Here is a 16,754-nt window from a genome sequence, read left to right on the forward strand (position 1 = left end):
GAGCTATAACATCTTTTATTGCAGCGCCTTGCAGGCCGCATTGAAGACCATCTCTCGCAGTGCCGGAAAATCGTCGATGCCGTAGTCGGCAGCGTCATCGCTGCAGGCGATCTCGACGCGGCCTTTCCACAGCCGCAGGTCAATATCCTCCGGCTTGATCACCCGGCGCGCGGCGATGTCGTAGAAGCTCCAGACGCGCGGCGTGGTATATTCGCCGACATTCTGCTCCACCACCAGCGCCAGGCGCCCGTTGCTCAGGCGCACCACCGAGCCGATGGGGTAGACGCCCACGCTCTCGATAAAGTGATCGAGAATCTCGTCATCCAGCTCGCCTTCCATGCCCCGCATCAGGCCGAGCGCGGCATTGGGGTCGATCCGTGGCCGATGCGGCCGGTCGGACGTCATTGAGTCATAGACGTCGCATACCGCCGCCATGCGGCCAAACAGGCTGATATTCTCGCCAGTCAGTTGGTTGGGATAACCGGAGCCATCGCAGCGCTCGTGATGCTCAAGGCAGACCAGTGCGACATCCTCGGCAATTTCGCCGCCCATCTGGAGGAACTCATAGCCGAGCGTGGTATGCGTCTCGACGATCTTGCGCTCGCCCTCACTCAGATCATCGCTGATCGTCGCCACGTCAATGGGCAGATGGCCCATGCCCACGTCCATCAGCAGCCCGGCCAGCCCGGCTTCCTTCACCCGAGCATCATCGAGGCCCATCTGGCGGCCCAACGCGATCATCAGCGCGCTCACCGCCAGGCCGTGCGCATAGAGCGAACTATTCTCGCGGCGGATGCGCATCAGGCCGTTGAAGGCGTGCGGATTGCGCTGCACGGAGGCGAACAGATCCTCGATCACCGGCTCCACCTGCCCGCGCGAGATCGCTTTGCCCAGCCGCGCCTGCTCGAAGACGGCGCTCATCACGCGATTGGACCGCGCCACGACGGCCTTGGCATGGCCCACCTCCGCACCGACGCTCAAGGCCGTCGTGGAGCGTGGGTTGAACGGAACGACGTTCGATCCGCTCGCGCGCTCCGGCACCAGCTTGCGCAGCCGCTCCATGCGCACCCGCTCGGCGAGGCCAACACCGCCGGAGGGCGCAGACGAGCCCGCCGCCACGAGCGGTCGACGCAGCGTCGTCGCCGACGGACGCGGACCGCCCGCACCCGCGACATCATCGCCCTTGTCGATGTCGATCATCACGCCCTCGACCTCGCTGGCGCGCAGGTCGGCGAGTATCTGGGGGTCGGTCAGCAGGAATTTCGTCCGCCAGAACGGGTGCTTGAGCCACGGCCCTTCAAGTTTGTGAATGAACATGCCGAGTTTCACGTCAGCAACATCGATTCTCTTGAGCATCTGGACTCCGCCGGTCAGGTACGAGCGACGACGATGGCGCCCGCACGATACTGAACGGCTAAGAGCCATGGTTATTTAATGGTTCGCCTTGTCCATGCACCATGATTGTCGGCCTTTTTACGGCCAGGGACGAAACGGCGCTGCATTGACATCGTGAACAGGACGCAGCACGCAGCGCGCATGGCAAAGGAAACCCGCGCCACTCGGGCGCTGAGCAAGGCCGGCATCGCCTTCACCGTCCATCTCTACGATTATGATCCGGCTGCCGCCCATATCGGCTTGCAGGCCGCCGAGGCGTTGGGTGAGCCACCAGAGCGCGTCTTCAAGACACTCATGACGCTGGTGGATGGCAAGCCGGCCTGCGCCATCGTCCCGGCGAGCAGCGAAGTGGGGATGAAGAAGTTCGCCGCGGCCCTGTCCGCCAAGAGCGCTGCGATGATGAAGCCGGCCGATGCCGAGCGCCTGAGCGGCTATAAGGTCGGCGGCATCAGCCCCTTCGGCCAGATGAAGCCCATCCGCGCGGTGATCGACGAGAGCGCTTTGGCCCAGCCGCACATCTATCTGAATGGCGGCCAGCGCGGCCTGCAGCTATGCTTGGCGCCAGATCAGGCGGTCGCCGCGCTCGGCGCGACGGTGGCGGCCATCACCACCTGACGCACAGGATCACGCGAGATCGCCTTGCGTGGGCGCCGACGGGCCGCGCGGCTTCCATCGCGACAGGGTGAGGGTGAAGCAGGAGCCCCCATTGACCGTGCGGTAGGTCGCCGCACCGCCATGCGCCTCAGCAATGCCCCGCACCACGGAGAGGCCAAGACCGCTGCCTTTCGCCGCTCCGCCCTGCTCCATATAGCGACGGAACGGATCGAAGGCATGGCGGGCGAACTCCTCCGTCATCCCGGGGCCCTCGTCGGTCACGCTCAGGAGCACGCTGGACGAGGAGATGCGCAGCGTCACGGCCAATTGACCGGGATCGGCATGGCGATGGGCATTCTCGAGCAGCGCCATCAGGGCCTGTCGAATACGTGCGGTATCGACATAGCATAGGCCGCGATCGAAGACGGTGACGATGCGGAAGCCCGCGGTCTCCAGCTCGGGCTGCATCAGCCGGACGACCGTCTCCATTTCTTCGGCGAGATCGACCTGCTGGAAGCGCATGTCCAGCCGGCCGCCTTCCATGAGGCTCACCGTGCGTAGATCCTCGATCAAGCGGGTCAGGGCATTCACTTGCGTGACGAGCGAGCGCAGCAGCGGCGGATCGGGCGCAAACACCCCGTCGGCGAGGCCCTGGAGACGCCCGGAAAGGATCGTCACCGGGGTGCGCAGTTCATGCGCGATGGTCGCGTTCCAACGGCGGACGGCCTCCCCCGCCTGCTCCAGCCGGTCGGCCAGCAGATTGAAGTCCTCCACCAGCATCGTGGCCTCGGTCGGCGCCCGATCATCGCTGCGCGCACGGACCTTGATATTGCCATCCGCAATGATCCGAGCGGTCTGCGCAACCGAAACCAGCGGCTGAACGATCCGCCGGGCCAGTCGCGTGGCCACCAGCACGGCGATTCCGGTCGAGACGACGCAGAACAGCCCGATGAGCAGCCATTCGATGCCGTGCGGGCGCCAGTCATCCGTCAGCGGAAACAGCATATGCGGCGCTACACGGATGATGACGCCATAAAAGATATAGAGCCCGATGATCGTGATCAGCACCGAGGCGACGGTGGAGATCACCGTGGACAACACGATCTGCCGCCCCAGACCGCCTGCCGGCTTCTTCATGAAATATCTGCCAGGCGAAAGCCGACGCCGCGCACATTATTGATGAAGCCGTGGGCGCCGGCGTCCTCCAGCTTGCGCCGCAGCTTGCTCAAATGCGTATCCACCGTCCGGTCGAGCGCGTCGCCGCCCGGCAGGCAGGCATCGACCAGTTCACCACGCGAGAACGCCCGCCGGGGCGCGCGCGCCATGTGCGCAAGAATGCGGAACTCGGTGAGGGTGAGAGACAGGCTCACGCGTTGCGGATCGTCCCCGACAATCACGCTGGCCAGATGGCTATCCATATCGATTTCGATGGGCCCTACCCGCAGGGTGGAGCCCCGGCTGCCACCCGACCGGCGCAGCACGGCGCGCGCCCTTGCGGCCACCTCCAGCGCGTTGAACGGCTTGACGACATAATCGTCCGCGCCGATGCGCAGCGCCTGCAGTTTGTCGATATCCTGATCGAGCGCAGTCAGCATGATCACCGGGGTCGAGCCGCGACGCCGCAACTCGGCCAGAACGTCCCAGCCATTGAGCCGCGGCATCTGCACATCGAGCATCACGAGGTCCGGCTTGAGGGCAAGGTGCAGCTCCAGCGCGGTCCGCCCATCTGCGGCACGGACCGTCCGGAAGCCCTCCCGTTCCAGATAGGCGGCGATGACATCGGCGATTTCCGGTTCGTCTTCCGCGACCAGCACGAGCGCGTTTTCGGCATCCATAGCATATCCTTCTGCCTGCAAGCCGTTACCGCAGTTCCAAACGGGGGGCCACCTGCCTCCACAATTTCTCTACACTTGACCAACACTGCCTCGACAAGCCAGTCCCAAAGGGCCAGCGCGGACAAGCAAAAATCAAGAGTCGGACATGATGACAAAATGCCCCCCCAGGCGCTCCAGCGCCTATATCGTTATCGCGTCGATGGCGCTTGTATTGTCCGCCTGCTCAGGAGGTGAGACCCCATCCTCGCCTCCGCCGCCAGAGGTATCGGTCGTGAAGGTCTCCCCCTCGCGTGTCGACGTGGCGGACGAACTGCCGGGCCGGGTGATGGCCTTCCGTGTGGCGGAAATCCGCCCGCAGGTGAATGGCGTCATCCAGCGCCGGCTGTTCGAGCAGGGCTCCGAAGTGCGGGCCGGCCAGCCCCTGTTCCAGATCGATGCGACCCCGTTCCGGGCGGATACGCAGAGCGCCGCGGCCGCCGTGCAGCGCGCGCAGGCTGCTTTGAACCGCGCCCGCATCCAGGCCGAGCGCCTGGCGCCGCTGGTGAAGGTCGATGCGATCAGCGGACAGGCCTATGACGATGCCGTCGCCGCGCGCGATCAGGCCGCTGCCGACCTCGCCCAGAGCCGCGCCACGCTGGCGCGCCAGCAGGTCGATCTCGGTTTCGCCACGATCCGCTCGCCGATCAGCGGCCGGATCGACCAGTCCATGGTGACCGAGGGCGCCCTCGCCGCAGTCGGCGGAGCAGAACCGCTCGCCACCGTCCAACAGATTGACCGCGTCTATGTGGACGTGCGTCAGCCGGCCGCCCGCCTCGAAACGCTGCGCGAGGCGGCGCGTGCCGGCAATTCCGCCCAGGGCGCGCCCGTGGAGATCCTCTCGTCTGAGGGCAAGCCCTATGCGGAGACCGGACGCCTGCTCTTCTCCGGCATCAGCGTCGATCCCGGCACGGGCGAAGTAATCGCCCGGGTCGAGGTGCCCAATCCCACGCGGGCACTGCTGCCCGGCATGTTCGTGCGCGCGCGTCTGCCCCGCATGGTCCTCCCCAATGCGCTGACTCTGCCGCAGCAAGCCGTGCTGCGTGATCCCGCCGGTCAGGCCAGCGTCCGGATTGTTGGGAAAGACGGCAAGGTCGAGCTGCGGCCGGTGCAGACCGGGGATGTACGCGACGGAAACGTCCTGATCACGCAGGGCATCAAGGCTGGTGAAACCGTGATTGTCGAAGGGCAGGACCGGGTCCAGCCCGGCGCCACCGTTTCGGCCAAGCCATGGCGCCCTGCCGCCGCCGCCAAGCCCGCCGCGCCCGCGGCCGCGCGCTGAAGACGAAAGCGAACCCATGCCCCGTTTCTTCATCGATCGGCCCGTTTTCGCCTGGGTGGTCGCCATCGCGATCATCCTTGCAGGCGTCATCGCCATCCCGCGCCTGTCGCTGGAGCGCTACCCGAGCATCGCGCCGCCAAGCGTCGAGATCACCGCGACCTATCCCGGTGCCACGCCGCAGACGCTGAATGACAGCGTCGTTAGCCTGATCGAGCGCGAACTCTCAAGCGTGCGCAACCTGCTGTACTTCGAGAGCTCGACGGACACCTCAGGTCAGGCGACGATCACCGCGACCTTCCAGCCGGGGACCAATCCGGAACTGGCGCAGGTCGACGTGCAGAACCGGCTCAAGGCCGCCGAGCCGCGCCTGCCGCAGATCGTCCGCCAACTCGGCATCCAGGTCGATTCCGCCAATCGCAACTTCCTCAATCTGGTGAGCCTGGAATCGTCTAACGGCCAGCAGAACCTCGAGGAACTGTCGGATTATGCAGCGCGCTATGTAGTCGAGGAGCTCAAGCGTCTCCCCGGCGTCGGTCGTGTCCAGCTGTTCGGCGCCGAGCGCGCGATGCGCATCTGGGTCGATCCGGCAAAACTGGCGTCCTACGACATTGCGATGAGCGATATCACGGCGGCGATTGCGGCGCAGAACACACCGGTTTCGCCCGGCGTGCTGGGCGGCGAGCCGATTGCCGAAGGCCAGCGCGTCAAGGTTCCGATCACCGTCGAGGGCCAACTGAAAACCCCCGAGCAGTTCCGCGAGATCGTGCTGCGCGCCGGGACCGACGGCTCCGCCCTCAAGCTGGGCGATGTCGCCCGCGTCGACCTTGGTTCCGCGTCCTACTGGTTCCAGACTCGCCTCAATGGCAAGCCCGTCGCCTTGATGGCCGTCCAGCTCGCGCCCGGCGCCAATGCGGTCTCCACCTCCGCCCGCGTGCATGAGCGCATGGTCGAGCTCGCCAGGGCCATGCCCAATGGCATGTCATACCGCATTCCGTTTGACACCGCGCCTTATGTGAAGATCTCGATCGAGAAGGTCATCGAGACACTGGTCGAGGCCATGGTGCTCGTCTTCCTGGTGATGTTCGTCTTCCTCCAGAAATTCCGCTACACCATCATTCCCGCCGTCGTCGCGCCGATCGCCCTGCTCGGTACCTGCGCGGTGATGATGCTGGCCGGCTATTCCGTGAACGTGCTGACCATGTTCGGCATGGTCCTCGCCATCGGCATCATCGTCGACGATGCCATCGTCGTGGTCGAGAATGTCGAGCGCATCATGGCCGAGGAAGGGCTGCCGCCCAAGGAAGCGACGCGCAAGGCCATGGGCGAGATTACGGGTGCGATCATCGGCATCAGCCTCGTCCTCACCGCCGTGTTCGTGCCAATGGCATTCTACAGCGGCTCGGTCGGCGCGATCTACCGGCAGTTCACCATCTCCATGGCGGTCTCCATCCTGTTCTCGGCCTTCCTTGCCCTAAGCCTGACGCCGGCGCTCTGTGCGACATTGCTCAAGCCGGTCACTGGCCATGAGACCAAGAAGGGCTTCTTCGGCTGGTTCGACCGCAAGTTCGACACGATGACGCACGGCTACCACAATTGGGTGACGCGCGCCCTGAAGCGCAGCGCGCGGATGATGGCGAGCTTCGCGGCCATCGTAGTGCTGATGATCGTCGGCTATACGAACCTTCCTTCCTCGTTCCTGCCCGATGAAGATCAGGGCTATTTCATGACCGTCTTCCAGCTCCCGTCGGACGCGACGTCCGGCCGGACGCTGGAAGCGCTGGAAGTCTTCGAAAGGCACACCGCGCAGCGCGCCGGCATTGCCGACACCATCTCGGTGCTGGGCTGGGGCTTCTCCGGCGCGGGCGCCAATGTCGGCCTCGGCTTCACGATGCTCAAGGACTGGAGCGAGCGTGACGGCGCGACCGCATTTGGCGAGGCCGGTGCAGCCAATCAGGCCACCGGTGCCGGCGTGCGCGAAGGGCTCGTGATGAGCCTCATCCCGCCGTCCATCGACGGCCTTGGCACCACCGGCGGCTTTTCCGCGCGCCTTGAGGACCGCTCGGGCCGTGGGTTCGATGCCCTGATGGCCGCGCAGTTCCAGCTGCTCGGCATGGCCGCGAAAAACCCGGCCCTTGCCGGTGTCTACCCGGAAGGCTTGATGCCGGGTACCAGCGTCGAGATGGTGATCGATCGCCAGAAGGCGCAGGCCATGGGCGTGCCCTTCGAGTCCATCACCTCCACGCTGAGCGGCGCCATGGGCTCGGCCTATGTCAACGACTTCCCCAATAATGGCCGGATGCAGCAGGTCATCGTGCAGGCGGATGCCCCCTTCCGCATGAACCTGGAGGACGTGCTCAAGCTCTATGTCCGCAACGCGGCCGGAAACACGGTCCCGCTCTCGGAGCTGGTCACGCCGCGCTGGGAGACCATGCCGCTGCAGCTGGTGCGTTATAATGGCTATCCCGCCATGCGCATTGCCGGCCAGCCCGCGCCCGGCCACTCCAGCGGCGAGGCCATGGCGGAGATGGAGCGGCTTGCGAGCCAGCTGCCGCCCGGCTTCGCCATCGAATGGACCGGTCAGTCGCTTCAGGAAAGGCTCGCTGGCAATCAGGCGATCCTTCTGCTGGGCCTCTCGATGCTGGTCGTCTTCCTGGTGCTGGCCGCGCTGTACGAAAGCTGGGCAATCCCGGCGGCGGTGATGCTGGTCGTGCCGCTCGGCGTGCTCGGCGCCGTGCTGGCGGTCACCCTGCGCAGCATGCCCAACGACGTGTTCTTCAACGTGGGCCTCATCACGATCATCGGCCTCAGCGCCAAGAACGCGATCCTGATCGTGGAGTTTGCCAAGCACGCTTATGATAACGGCATGTCTGCGGTCGACGCCGCGTTGCACGCCGCGCGCCTGCGCTTGCGGCCGATCCTGATGACCAGCTTCGCCTTCACGCTCGGCGTGGTTCCGCTGATGCTGGCGGGCGGTGCGAGCAAGGAAACCCAGCGGGCCATCGGCACGGGCGTCTTCGGCGGCATGATCAGTGCCACCATTCTCGCGATCTTCTTCGTCCCGGTCTTCTTCGTGGTGGTGATGAAGCTGGTCGAGCGGCAAAAGCGCAAGAAGCATGTCGATGGTTCATCGCAGACGCCCGCCGCCTACCCCGCATCGGAGAATTGAGATGCGTAAATTTGCCCTCGCAGCGCTGCTGCTGACCAGCGCCTGCTCGATGAACCCGCGGCTGGAGACACCGCCTGCCCCGGTTGCGCCGGTCTACCCGCTCGCCTCTCCCGAAGAGGCAGCCAGTGCCGCGGCACTGGACTGGCGCGAGATGTTTGGCGATCCGCGCTTGCAGCGGCTCATCGAGCTGGCGCTGGAGAACAACCGCGATCTGCGCGTCGCCACGCTCAACGTCGAGGCTGCCCGCGCGCAGTTCCGCGTCGCCAGGGGCGCGCAATTGCCGACGCTGGATGCCAGCGCCGCTTATTCCCGGCAGCGCGTCTCGGCGGCCGCCTCACAAACCGGCGCTGGGGCGGAGTTCAGCCAGTTCTCCGCCAATGCCGCACTGACCAGCTTTGAGATCGATCTGTTCGGCCGCCTCCGCTCGCAGAGCGAGGCCGCCTTCGAGCGCTATCTCGCCACCGACGAAGGCCGCCGCGCCGCGCGCATCGCGCTGATCGGGTCGATCGTCGATGCCTATCTGGCCGAACGGCTCGCCGAGGAGCAGCTTGCCCTCACCGACCGCACGCTGGGCGACTGGCAGGATTCGCTCGCGATCACTCGCCGTCTCCAGCAGGCGCGGCAGGTCAGCGGGCTCGATGTTGCGCAGGCGGAGGGCCAGGTCAGTCAGGCCCAGGCCGATCAAGCGATGCGCACGCGGATGCTGGCCGAGGCGCGCAACGCGCTGCAATTGCTGGTCGGGGCGCCCCTGCCCGCCGACCTGCCCGCCCCCATCGCGCTCATGGACCAGCCGATCCGCACCCAGCTGCCGGTCGGCCTGCCCTCCGCCCTGCTCGCCAGCCGGCCGGACATCCGTCAGGCCGAGCATGAGCTGGTCGCCTCCAATGCCGATGTCGGCGCCGCCCGCGCCGCCTTCTTCCCGCGCATTTCGCTCACAGGTCTGTTCGGCTTCACCAGCATGGCGCTGGACAGCCTGTTCGATAGCGCAAACCGCAGCTGGTCGTTCACGCCGCAGATCACCCAGTCGATCTTCAACGGCGGCAGTTTGCAGGGCCAGCTCGATCTGGCGAAGGTTCGCAAGTCGATCGCGATCGCCAATTACGAAAAGGCTATTCAATCTGCGTTCCGCGAGGTCGCAGACGGGTTGGCCGGGCGGGAGACCTATACCCGTCAGATCGAAGCCCAGCGTGGCGTGGCCCAGTCGGCCGCGCGGCGCGCCGAGCTTTCCCGCCTGCGCTATCAGGCCGGGGTCGATGCGCGGCTGGAACTGCTCGATGCGCAGCGCAGCGAATATGCTGCGCGGCTCGCGCTGCTGGAATTGCGGCGTCAGGAGCTTTCCAGTGCCGCCGGCCTCTACCGTGCACTGGGCGGGGGCGATGAGCCGACCGCGGCGACTGCTGGTCAGCCGACGCCGCCGAACTCCCAGTGACCATAGGCTTTCCCGCGCAGCAGTGACGGCACCTGCGACGCCGGAACCGGCTTGCTGAACAAAAAGCCCTGCCCCAGCGTGCAGCCCCGCGCGCGGAGATAGCGGGCTTGCGCGACGGTTTCGACGCCTTCCGCGACCGTCTGCATCCCCAAGCGCCGGGCCATCTGCAACACGGCGTCGATAACCGCCGTCGCGCCGGGGGTGCTGTCCTCGATCCGGTCGATGAACGACTTGTCGATCTTGATTACGTCGACGGGAAATTGCTGGAGATGGCTGAGCGAAGCGTAGCCCGTGCCAAAATCATCCAGCGCAACCATCACGCCAAGGCCGCGCAGCTCCTCGAGCATCCGCGCGACTTCTGGCCCCAATTGCCCGATGAGCACAGTCTCCGTCACTTCGATGTCGATCTGGGCAAGACCCTGGCGATGGGTCCGGGCGGCATCCTCCAGACGGGCCGGCAAACTCGGCGCGCGAAAATCGCCCGCAGACACGTTGACCGCGATCCGCCCCGGTTCCAGCCCATCGGCCCGCCAGCGCGCGATGTCCGCAAAGATGCCGCAGATCATCCGGTCGGTCAGCCGCACCGACATTTCGGCATCCGAGAACGCCGCTTCGATGGCCGCAGGCGGCAGAACCTGGCCGTTCTCGGCCACCCGCAACAGCGCTTCCCAGCCGTCGATCTGCCCAGTCTGGAGGTTCACCTTGGGTTGGTAGAACGGCACGATGCGGTCCTCGTCCAACCCTGCGCGCGCCATGACGAGCATGCGGGTTCGCCTCTCGGATGCTACCTTGAGGGACGGGGAGAACTCCCGGACGGAGCCGGGCATGTCGGCCTTGGCTGCATAGAGAGCAAGGTCAGCCGCGATCAGGAGGTCCCCGGGCTCAAAGCCATCGCGCGGCCAGACAGCGACACCGACGGAAAAGCTAACCGGAATGCGCAGTTCTTCGATCTGCACCGGCACTTCAAAGCAGCGCTTCAAGGCGTCCGCTACCGGGCGATATGCGTCCGCCGCAGACAGGCCAGGCAAGATGATCGCAAATTCATCGCCGCCCAGCCGAGCCGCTGTCGCCCCTTCGGGGATACAGGAGGACAGGCGCCGAGCGACCTCTACCAACACCCGGTCGCCTGCGGCATGCCCAAGCGAATCGTTCATTTCCTTGAACCCATTGAGATCCAGGATCATGAGCGCCACCGGATCTCCGGAGTCACATGCCGCGTCGATCGCGGCCTGGATGCGAACGCCGAAGAGCGCCCGGTTCGGAAGCCTTGTGAGATGGTCGTGATACGCAGCCCAATTCAGCTCGGCCTGCGCCTGCTTCTGCTTGGTGATATCCAGTATCGACCCGACAAGCCGGACTGCTACGCCCTTGTCGCCGCGCACGATGACACTTCGCGCCTTGGTATCGATGAACGTCCCTTTGGCCGTGCGAAACCGAAACTCCTCGAGCCAGAACTTCTGGCCACTCTCCAGGGCCCGCCTCTGGTTCGCGAGGACCCGCTCCCGGTCATCGGGGTGAATACGCTCGATCCACCAATCGAAATGCGTGGCCTGATCCAGTTCCGGATAGCCCAGAACTTTTTTGTACGCCCCGCTCCAAGTCGTGATGCCCGTGGGCAGGGAGCAGTCCCATATCACGTCGTTCCCAGCTTCCGCAGCCAGGCGGTAGCGCTCCTCGCTCTGCCTGAGCGCGGTTTCGGCGATCACATGGTCGTGAATGTCTTCCAGCGTGCCATACCAGGCGAGGACTTTGCCATCTTCACCCCGGTGAGGCCGCGCCCGCGCCCGGTACCAGCGGTACATCCCGTTCGCCATGCGGATGCGATAGCGGACATCGGCGGCATCCGACTGATTTTTGACAACGTCTGCCCATAAGGCCTGAACGGTCGGAAGGTCATCAGGATGAACGGCCTGCGTCCATCCATATCCCAGCCCAGCCTCTAGATCGAGGCCCACCTGTTCAGCCCAAAGCGGGCCAATTTCGGTGATGCGTCCCTCCGCATCGGCCATCCAGGCGATCTGGGGATTGAGCTCGACATAGGCGCGATGATGCGCTTGCACATGGGCAAGCTCATCGAGTGCCTCGGCAAGCAGGCCGTCATCCGCCGATGCCGCACTTCCACCCATCAATCCACGCCAGGCCAGAACAAGGGCGGTCATGAAGAGCAGACTGGCCACGCCTTCGACGATGATACGATCCATGTCAGGCCCGGTAGTCGTTCCGGCACGCGCACCCAAGGCCGCAACCCCTGTCAGCAGGATCGCTGAAAAGGAAACGCCTGTCACCAGCCCCGCCATCACAAGCCAGGCCCAACGTATGCTCTGCGATTTCATGTTGAACGTATGACCGAGAATGGCCGTGGCTGTTAAAATGCCAGACCCGCAAATCGCCACAATGATCAGCATGCCCCGAATCTGCTGATCAACCACGACCAGATGGTAAAAGCTCTCCACGCCGTCCAATCGTCTCTGAGTTTAGGAGAGTGCTAAGCGTTCAAAGGTTAGTAAAACGTTGCCATAGGACGAAACGAACGGGCTATCGTCAGATCGATCAAATGGTGCTCACAAAGCAGGAAAGATGACGCAAAGAAAAATCGCAGTTTTCGGCTCGACCGACGAGCCGAATTCCGTAGCGTTTCTCGCTCAATCCCCCTGGAAGCGCGGCACCCGCTTCTCCAGAAAGGCCGCGACGCCCTCCTGAAAATCCGCGCTGTGGCCGGCCGCTGCCTGATTGGCGGCTTCGATGCCCATCGTCTCCGACAGGCTGTGATTGAGTGCGGCAGCGACCTGCTTACGGATCATGCCGATGGCGCGGGTCGGCCCCTGCGCGAGTTTGAGGCCAAGACCGCGTGCGGTTTCGCCGAGCCTCTCGTCGTCGGTCACGCGGGCGACCAGTCCGGCGTCCTGCGCCTCCCGAGCGCTCATCGGCTCACCAAGAAGCGCCAATTCCAGCGCCTTGGCGCGCCCGGCGCTCTTCGCGACCAGCCATGTCGCGCCAGCATCGGGCACGAGCCCGATATTGACGAAGCCAAGCTGCAGATAGGCAGAGCGCGCCATCACCACGATGTCCGCTGCTAGCGCCAAGGCAACGCCAGCGCCGACAGCCGGCCCGTTGATCGCGCTCACCACCGGGATATCGAGGCCGGCCAACCGCAGGAACAGAGGATGATAATAGGTCGCCAGGGTCTCCCCGAGATCGGCGCCGATGCCTTCGCTATCGGCCAGATCCGCGCCGGAGCAGAACGCCCTGCCCGTCCCGGTGATCAACACGGCCCGCGCACCTGCACGCACGCCCTCATCAAGCTTGCGGGTCAGGTCTGCCAGCAGGCCTGTGGACAGGGCATTGAGCCGCTCGGGACGGTTGAGGGCAAGGGTCAGCACCCCATCGTCCAGCGTGGACAGCACGATCTCGCTCAACCCATCCTCCCTTGCAGAGCGGTTGCCAGCCGCTGTTCTCACGGGGCGCAGGCTAGCATCGTACCGGCGCGCCGCAAGCGTCGCGCCAGAGCGAGTTTGGATCGGCAAGCGCCGGCAACAATTTGCGGAATTGCGAAATGAACTGGTTCCGCTACGGTGCGGGCGCCTTGAAGGACGTCCTGGTTTATCGGCACAGGCGCTAACCCGCGGATGAAAAATTTGCGGATCGTGCCCGCTGTCCCGGCCAGTGCGGCGATCCCTCACCCCGACTCGCAACCCCGGAGACAGTCCTTGCCACGCGGAAACAGATTGTTCGTTGGCCAGAAAGTGCGCGACCTGCGTCTGCAGAGCCGGCTCGATCAAGCGGACATGGCCCGACTGCTGGGCATCTCCGTCTCTTATCTCTCGCAACTGGAGAATAACGACCGCCCCCTCACCGCGCGGGTGAAAGCGGCGCTGGCGGCGACCTTTCCGCTCGACTGGTCCGATTTCGACGCCCGGCCCGAGGAGCAGTTGCTCGGCGCCTTCAACTGGGCGCTCGCCAATCCCGGCCATCGCTCACCGCCTCCCGATCCCGAGCGGACCGAGCGGCTGCATGTTCAATATCCTGAATTCGCAGCGCGCTATGTGGAATTGCATCACGCGCTCCGACAGACCGAGGGTCGACTGGCCATGGCCGAACAGGCGCTCGGTAACGGCCTGCTGCCGGGCGCACGCGCGACTTTCGATCAGGTGAGCGATCGCCTGCGGCTGTTCGACAATTATTTCCACGATCTCGACACCGCCGCCGAGGATCTCGCCACCCAGCTCAGCATCGGCGCGCGCTCCGATGCTGAAGCCACCATTGCGACGCTCAGCGCGGCACTGCGCGACGAACATGATTGCACTGTCAGTCGCGAACCACTCAAGACCACGCTGTTGCGCGCGCCCTCCCCCGATGGCCGGACCTTGCACGTCAATGACCGCCTGCCCGCCGCGAGCATCGCCTTCCAACTCGCCAGCCATATCGTGCATTTGCGCGGGCTGGCCGATTCCACGATGCGCGCCGTCATCGCCCAGCATCCGGTCGGCGCGCCTGCCGATGCCCTGCTGCATCACGCGCTCGTCAATTATGGCGCTGCCGCCTTGCTCATGCCTTATGGCCTGTTCCGCGAGACGGCCCGGACGCTCCGCCATGATGTCGATGCGCTGGCGGCGCGGTTTGGCGTAAGCATCGAGCAGGTCGCGCATCGCCTCGCCACGCTGCAGCGACCGGGGCAGCGCGGCATTCCCTTCTTCTTCTGTCGCATCGATCCCGCCGGCAACATCACCAAACGACACAGCGCGACGCGGCTCGACTTTGGCAGCTATGGCCCGCTCTGCCCCCGCCTCAGGCTGCACGAGGCGCCGACGCGGCCCGATTACAGCGGAGCGGAGCGCGCGGAAATGCCCGATGGCGTGCACTACATCCTGCTCGCCCGCGCCATCGCGCGACCGGACCGCCGCCATGCCATCGTGCTCGCCTGCGAACACGATTATGCCGCCCATCTCGCCTGGGCGGACGGGCTGGACCTCGCCGATGATACCGCAGTCACCCCCATCGGGCCGGGCTGTCGCCTGTGCCCGCGCGAAGGCTGCCCACAGCGCGCCTTCCCGCCCATCGACCGCCCGATCCATGTCGAGCGGGATGGCCGGCACATCATTCCCTACAGCATCGGCTGAAGGGCGTGCCGGCCTGAACCTTCAGCGCATCAGCACCAGCTCTTCCGCCATGCTCGGATGCAGCGCGACGGTGGCGTCGAAATCGTCCTTGGTCAGCCCCGCCTTCACTGCGATGGCCGCCGCCTGCAGGATCTCGGGCGCATCCGGGCCGATCATATGGATGCCGACCACCCGCCCGGTCGTTTCCTCGCAAATCAGCTTGTAGAGGCTGCGCTCGTTGCGATTGGCGAGCGTGTTCTTCATCGGCCGGAAGTCGGAGGTATAGACCTTGACCGCGCCCAGCGTGTTGCGCGCCTCGCCCTCAGTCATGCCGACCGCGCCGATCGGCGGATGGCTGAACACGGCGGATGGAATGCAGCCATAATCCACCGTCCGCGGATTGCCGCCAAACACGGTGTCGGCGAAGGCATGGCCCTCCCGGATCGCCACCGGGGTGAGCTGCACCCGGTCGGTCACGTCGCCGACTGCGTAGATGCTCTCGACGTTGGTGCGGCTATATTCGTCGACCTTGATCGCGCCCTTCTCCGTCTCCACGCCAACCTTGTCCAGGCCCAGCCCGTCGATCTTGGGATTGCGGCCGGTGGCGAACAGCACCAGATCGGTCTCGATCGGATCGCCACCCTCGATAAACACCTTGAGGGAGCCATCCTCCTGCTTCTCGATCTTTTCGAGCGGGGCGTTGAAGCGGAAGTTGATGCCCTTGGCCATGCTGATCTGCAGCAGCCGGTCGCGAATCTGCTCGTCATAACCGCGCAGGATCTGGTCGCCGCGCAGCAACACCGTCACCTGACAGGCGAACTCGTGGAAAATGCCGGCGAACTCGTTGGCGATATAGCCGCCGCCAAAGATCGCGACGCGCTTGGGCATCTTTTCAAGATGGAAAACCTCATTGGAGGTGATCCCCAGTTCCGCGCCGGGCGCATCGGGCACATTCGGCCAGGCGCCGACCGCGATGAGGATGACCTTGGCGGTCACCAGCTTGCCGCTGGCCAAGCGAACTTCATGAGGCCCCTCCACCGTCGCGCGCTCATGGAAGGTCGTCACCTTGTTATTGTCGAGCGTCTGTTGATACAGCCCTTCGAGCCGGGAGACCTCGCCGATCACATTGTCGCGCAGGGTGGGCCAGTCGAAGCTGCAATCGGAAATATCCCAGCCGAAACGGCGGGCATCCTTGATGTCCTCGGCGAAATGCGCGCCATAGACGAGCAGCTTCTTGGGCACGCAGCCCCGGATCACGCATGTTCCGCCGACCTTGTGCTCCTCCGCCACGGCGACCCTGGCGCCATGCGCGGCCGCAATGCGCGAAGCCCGCACGCCGCCCGACCCAGCACCGATTACGAACAGGTCAAAGTCATAGTCGCTCATCAGGAGAGATCCTCGGATTATCTTGATCGTGTCCGCGCATATGGGCGTGAGCGCACCGCGCGCAAAGCAATTTTGCGAGGGGCGCCACCAGATTCGCTACGTCTTCCGGCGCCGCGCAACGCTGTGACTGGACGGAAAGGCGCCGCGCACGGGGCAATTGCGCCCGCTATCGCTAGCCTCTTGTCACGCCCCGCCCTAGGCTCTAGGGCATCTGCAGATTGAAGACCAAAGTAAAGCAAAGGACCTCTCATGAGTGAGACCGCGGATCGCGTGAAGAAGATCGTCGTCGAGCACCTCGGCGTCGAGGCGGACAAGGTGACCGAAGACGCGAGCTTCATCGACGATCTGGGCGCTGACAGCCTCGACATCGTCGAGCTCGTCATGGCTTTTGAGGAAGAGTTCGGCGTCGAAATCCCCGACGATGCTGCCGAGAAGATCGCCACCGTCAAGGACGCGATCGATTTCATCGACGGCAAGCAGTAAGATAGCGGGAGCCCGGTTCGCGGCCTCGTCGCGGACATGCACCGGCCAGTGA

At 64.9% G+C, this 16,754-nt stretch carries 12 protein-coding genes; 6 read left to right on the forward strand and 6 right to left on the reverse strand.

Translation table 11 applies throughout. The annotated features are described in order from the left end of the window. Window positions 1-15 precede the first annotated feature (15 nt). On the reverse strand, window positions 16-1,356 hold the full coding sequence (locus tag M2331_RS08985) for an HD-GYP domain-containing protein (protein ID WP_181559963.1): 1,341 nt from the start codon (window positions 1,354-1,356) through the stop codon (window positions 16-18). 180 nt (window positions 1,357-1,536) lie between these two features. On the opposite strand from M2331_RS08985, the gene ybaK reads away from it, so the two are divergent. After that, window positions 1,537-2,010 (forward strand): Cys-tRNA(Pro) deacylase, encoded by a 474-nt coding sequence (gene ybaK / locus M2331_RS08990; protein WP_181559964.1) that lies wholly within the window; start codon window positions 1,537-1,539, stop codon window positions 2,008-2,010. A 9-nt stretch (window positions 2,011-2,019) separates the two neighbouring features. On the opposite strand, the gene M2331_RS08995 is transcribed toward ybaK, so the two are convergent. Both M2331_RS08995 and M2331_RS09000 read right to left on the reverse strand, forming a co-directional pair. Further along, on the reverse strand, window positions 2,020-3,126 hold the full coding sequence (locus tag M2331_RS08995) for an ATP-binding protein (RefSeq protein WP_181559965.1): 1,107 nt from the start codon (window positions 3,124-3,126) through the stop codon (window positions 2,020-2,022). After that, complete coding sequence (locus M2331_RS09000) at window positions 3,123-3,824, reverse strand: response regulator transcription factor (RefSeq protein WP_181559966.1); 702 nt, start codon at window positions 3,822-3,824, stop codon at window positions 3,123-3,125. The genes M2331_RS08995 and M2331_RS09000 overlap by 4 nt, the downstream gene beginning before the upstream one ends. Before the next feature lie 271 nt (window positions 3,825-4,095). Here M2331_RS09000 and M2331_RS09005 point away from each other — a divergent pair, with 271 nt between their 5' ends. The 3 genes from M2331_RS09005 to M2331_RS09015 are packed head-to-tail and all read left to right on the forward strand — an operon-like array spanning window position 4,096 to window position 9,737. After that, window positions 4,096-5,142 carry an efflux RND transporter periplasmic adaptor subunit gene (locus M2331_RS09005; protein WP_264592345.1) on the forward strand — a complete coding sequence of 349 codons (1,047 nt, stop codon included), beginning with the start codon at window positions 4,096-4,098 and terminating at the stop codon, window positions 5,140-5,142. 16 nt (window positions 5,143-5,158) lie between these two features. Next, the gene (locus M2331_RS09010; RefSeq protein WP_181559967.1) at window positions 5,159-8,308 is read left to right on the forward strand and encodes an efflux RND transporter permease subunit; all 3,150 of its coding nucleotides are present in this window, start codon (window positions 5,159-5,161) and stop codon (window positions 8,306-8,308) included. Window position 8,309: 1 nt separating this feature from the next. Next, on the forward strand, window positions 8,310-9,737 hold the full coding sequence (locus M2331_RS09015; protein WP_181559968.1) for an efflux transporter outer membrane subunit: 1,428 nt from the start codon (window positions 8,310-8,312) through the stop codon (window positions 9,735-9,737). Here the strand turns inward: M2331_RS09015 and M2331_RS09020 are convergent. Together M2331_RS09020 and M2331_RS09025 are read right to left on the reverse strand one after the other, a co-directional pair. Next, window positions 9,710-12,190 (reverse strand): putative bifunctional diguanylate cyclase/phosphodiesterase, encoded by a 2,481-nt coding sequence (locus M2331_RS09020; RefSeq protein ID WP_264592446.1) that lies wholly within the window; start codon window positions 12,188-12,190, stop codon window positions 9,710-9,712. The two genes, M2331_RS09015 and M2331_RS09020, sit on opposite strands and share 28 nt — an antisense overlap. Before the next feature lie 189 nt (window positions 12,191-12,379). Next, window positions 12,380-13,153, reverse strand: a complete 774-nt coding sequence (locus M2331_RS09025) for an enoyl-CoA hydratase-related protein (RefSeq protein WP_181559970.1) — start codon at window positions 13,151-13,153, stop codon at window positions 12,380-12,382. 327 nt (window positions 13,154-13,480) lie between these two features. Here M2331_RS09025 and M2331_RS09030 point away from each other — a divergent pair, with 327 nt between their 5' ends. After that, window positions 13,481-14,854 carry a helix-turn-helix domain-containing protein gene (locus tag M2331_RS09030; RefSeq protein WP_264592346.1) on the forward strand — a complete coding sequence of 458 codons (1,374 nt, stop codon included), beginning with the start codon at window positions 13,481-13,483 and terminating at the stop codon, window positions 14,852-14,854. Between the two features lie 21 nt (window positions 14,855-14,875). Here the strand turns inward: M2331_RS09030 and gor are convergent, their stop codons facing one another. Beyond that, window positions 14,876-16,219 (reverse strand): glutathione-disulfide reductase, encoded by a 1,344-nt coding sequence (gene gor, locus M2331_RS09035; RefSeq protein WP_181559972.1) that lies wholly within the window; start codon window positions 16,217-16,219, stop codon window positions 14,876-14,878. A 249-nt stretch (window positions 16,220-16,468) separates the two neighbouring features. On the opposite strand from gor, the gene M2331_RS09040 reads away from it, so the two are divergent. Further along, a complete protein-coding gene (locus M2331_RS09040; protein WP_181559973.1) occupies window positions 16,469-16,702 on the forward strand; it encodes an acyl carrier protein in 234 nt (77 codons plus the stop codon). Window positions 16,703-16,754 lie beyond the last annotated feature (52 nt).

The sequence above is a fragment of the Sphingobium sp. B10D7B genome (genome assembly GCF_025961955.1).
Taxonomy (GTDB): domain Bacteria; phylum Pseudomonadota; class Alphaproteobacteria; order Sphingomonadales; family Sphingomonadaceae; genus Sphingobium.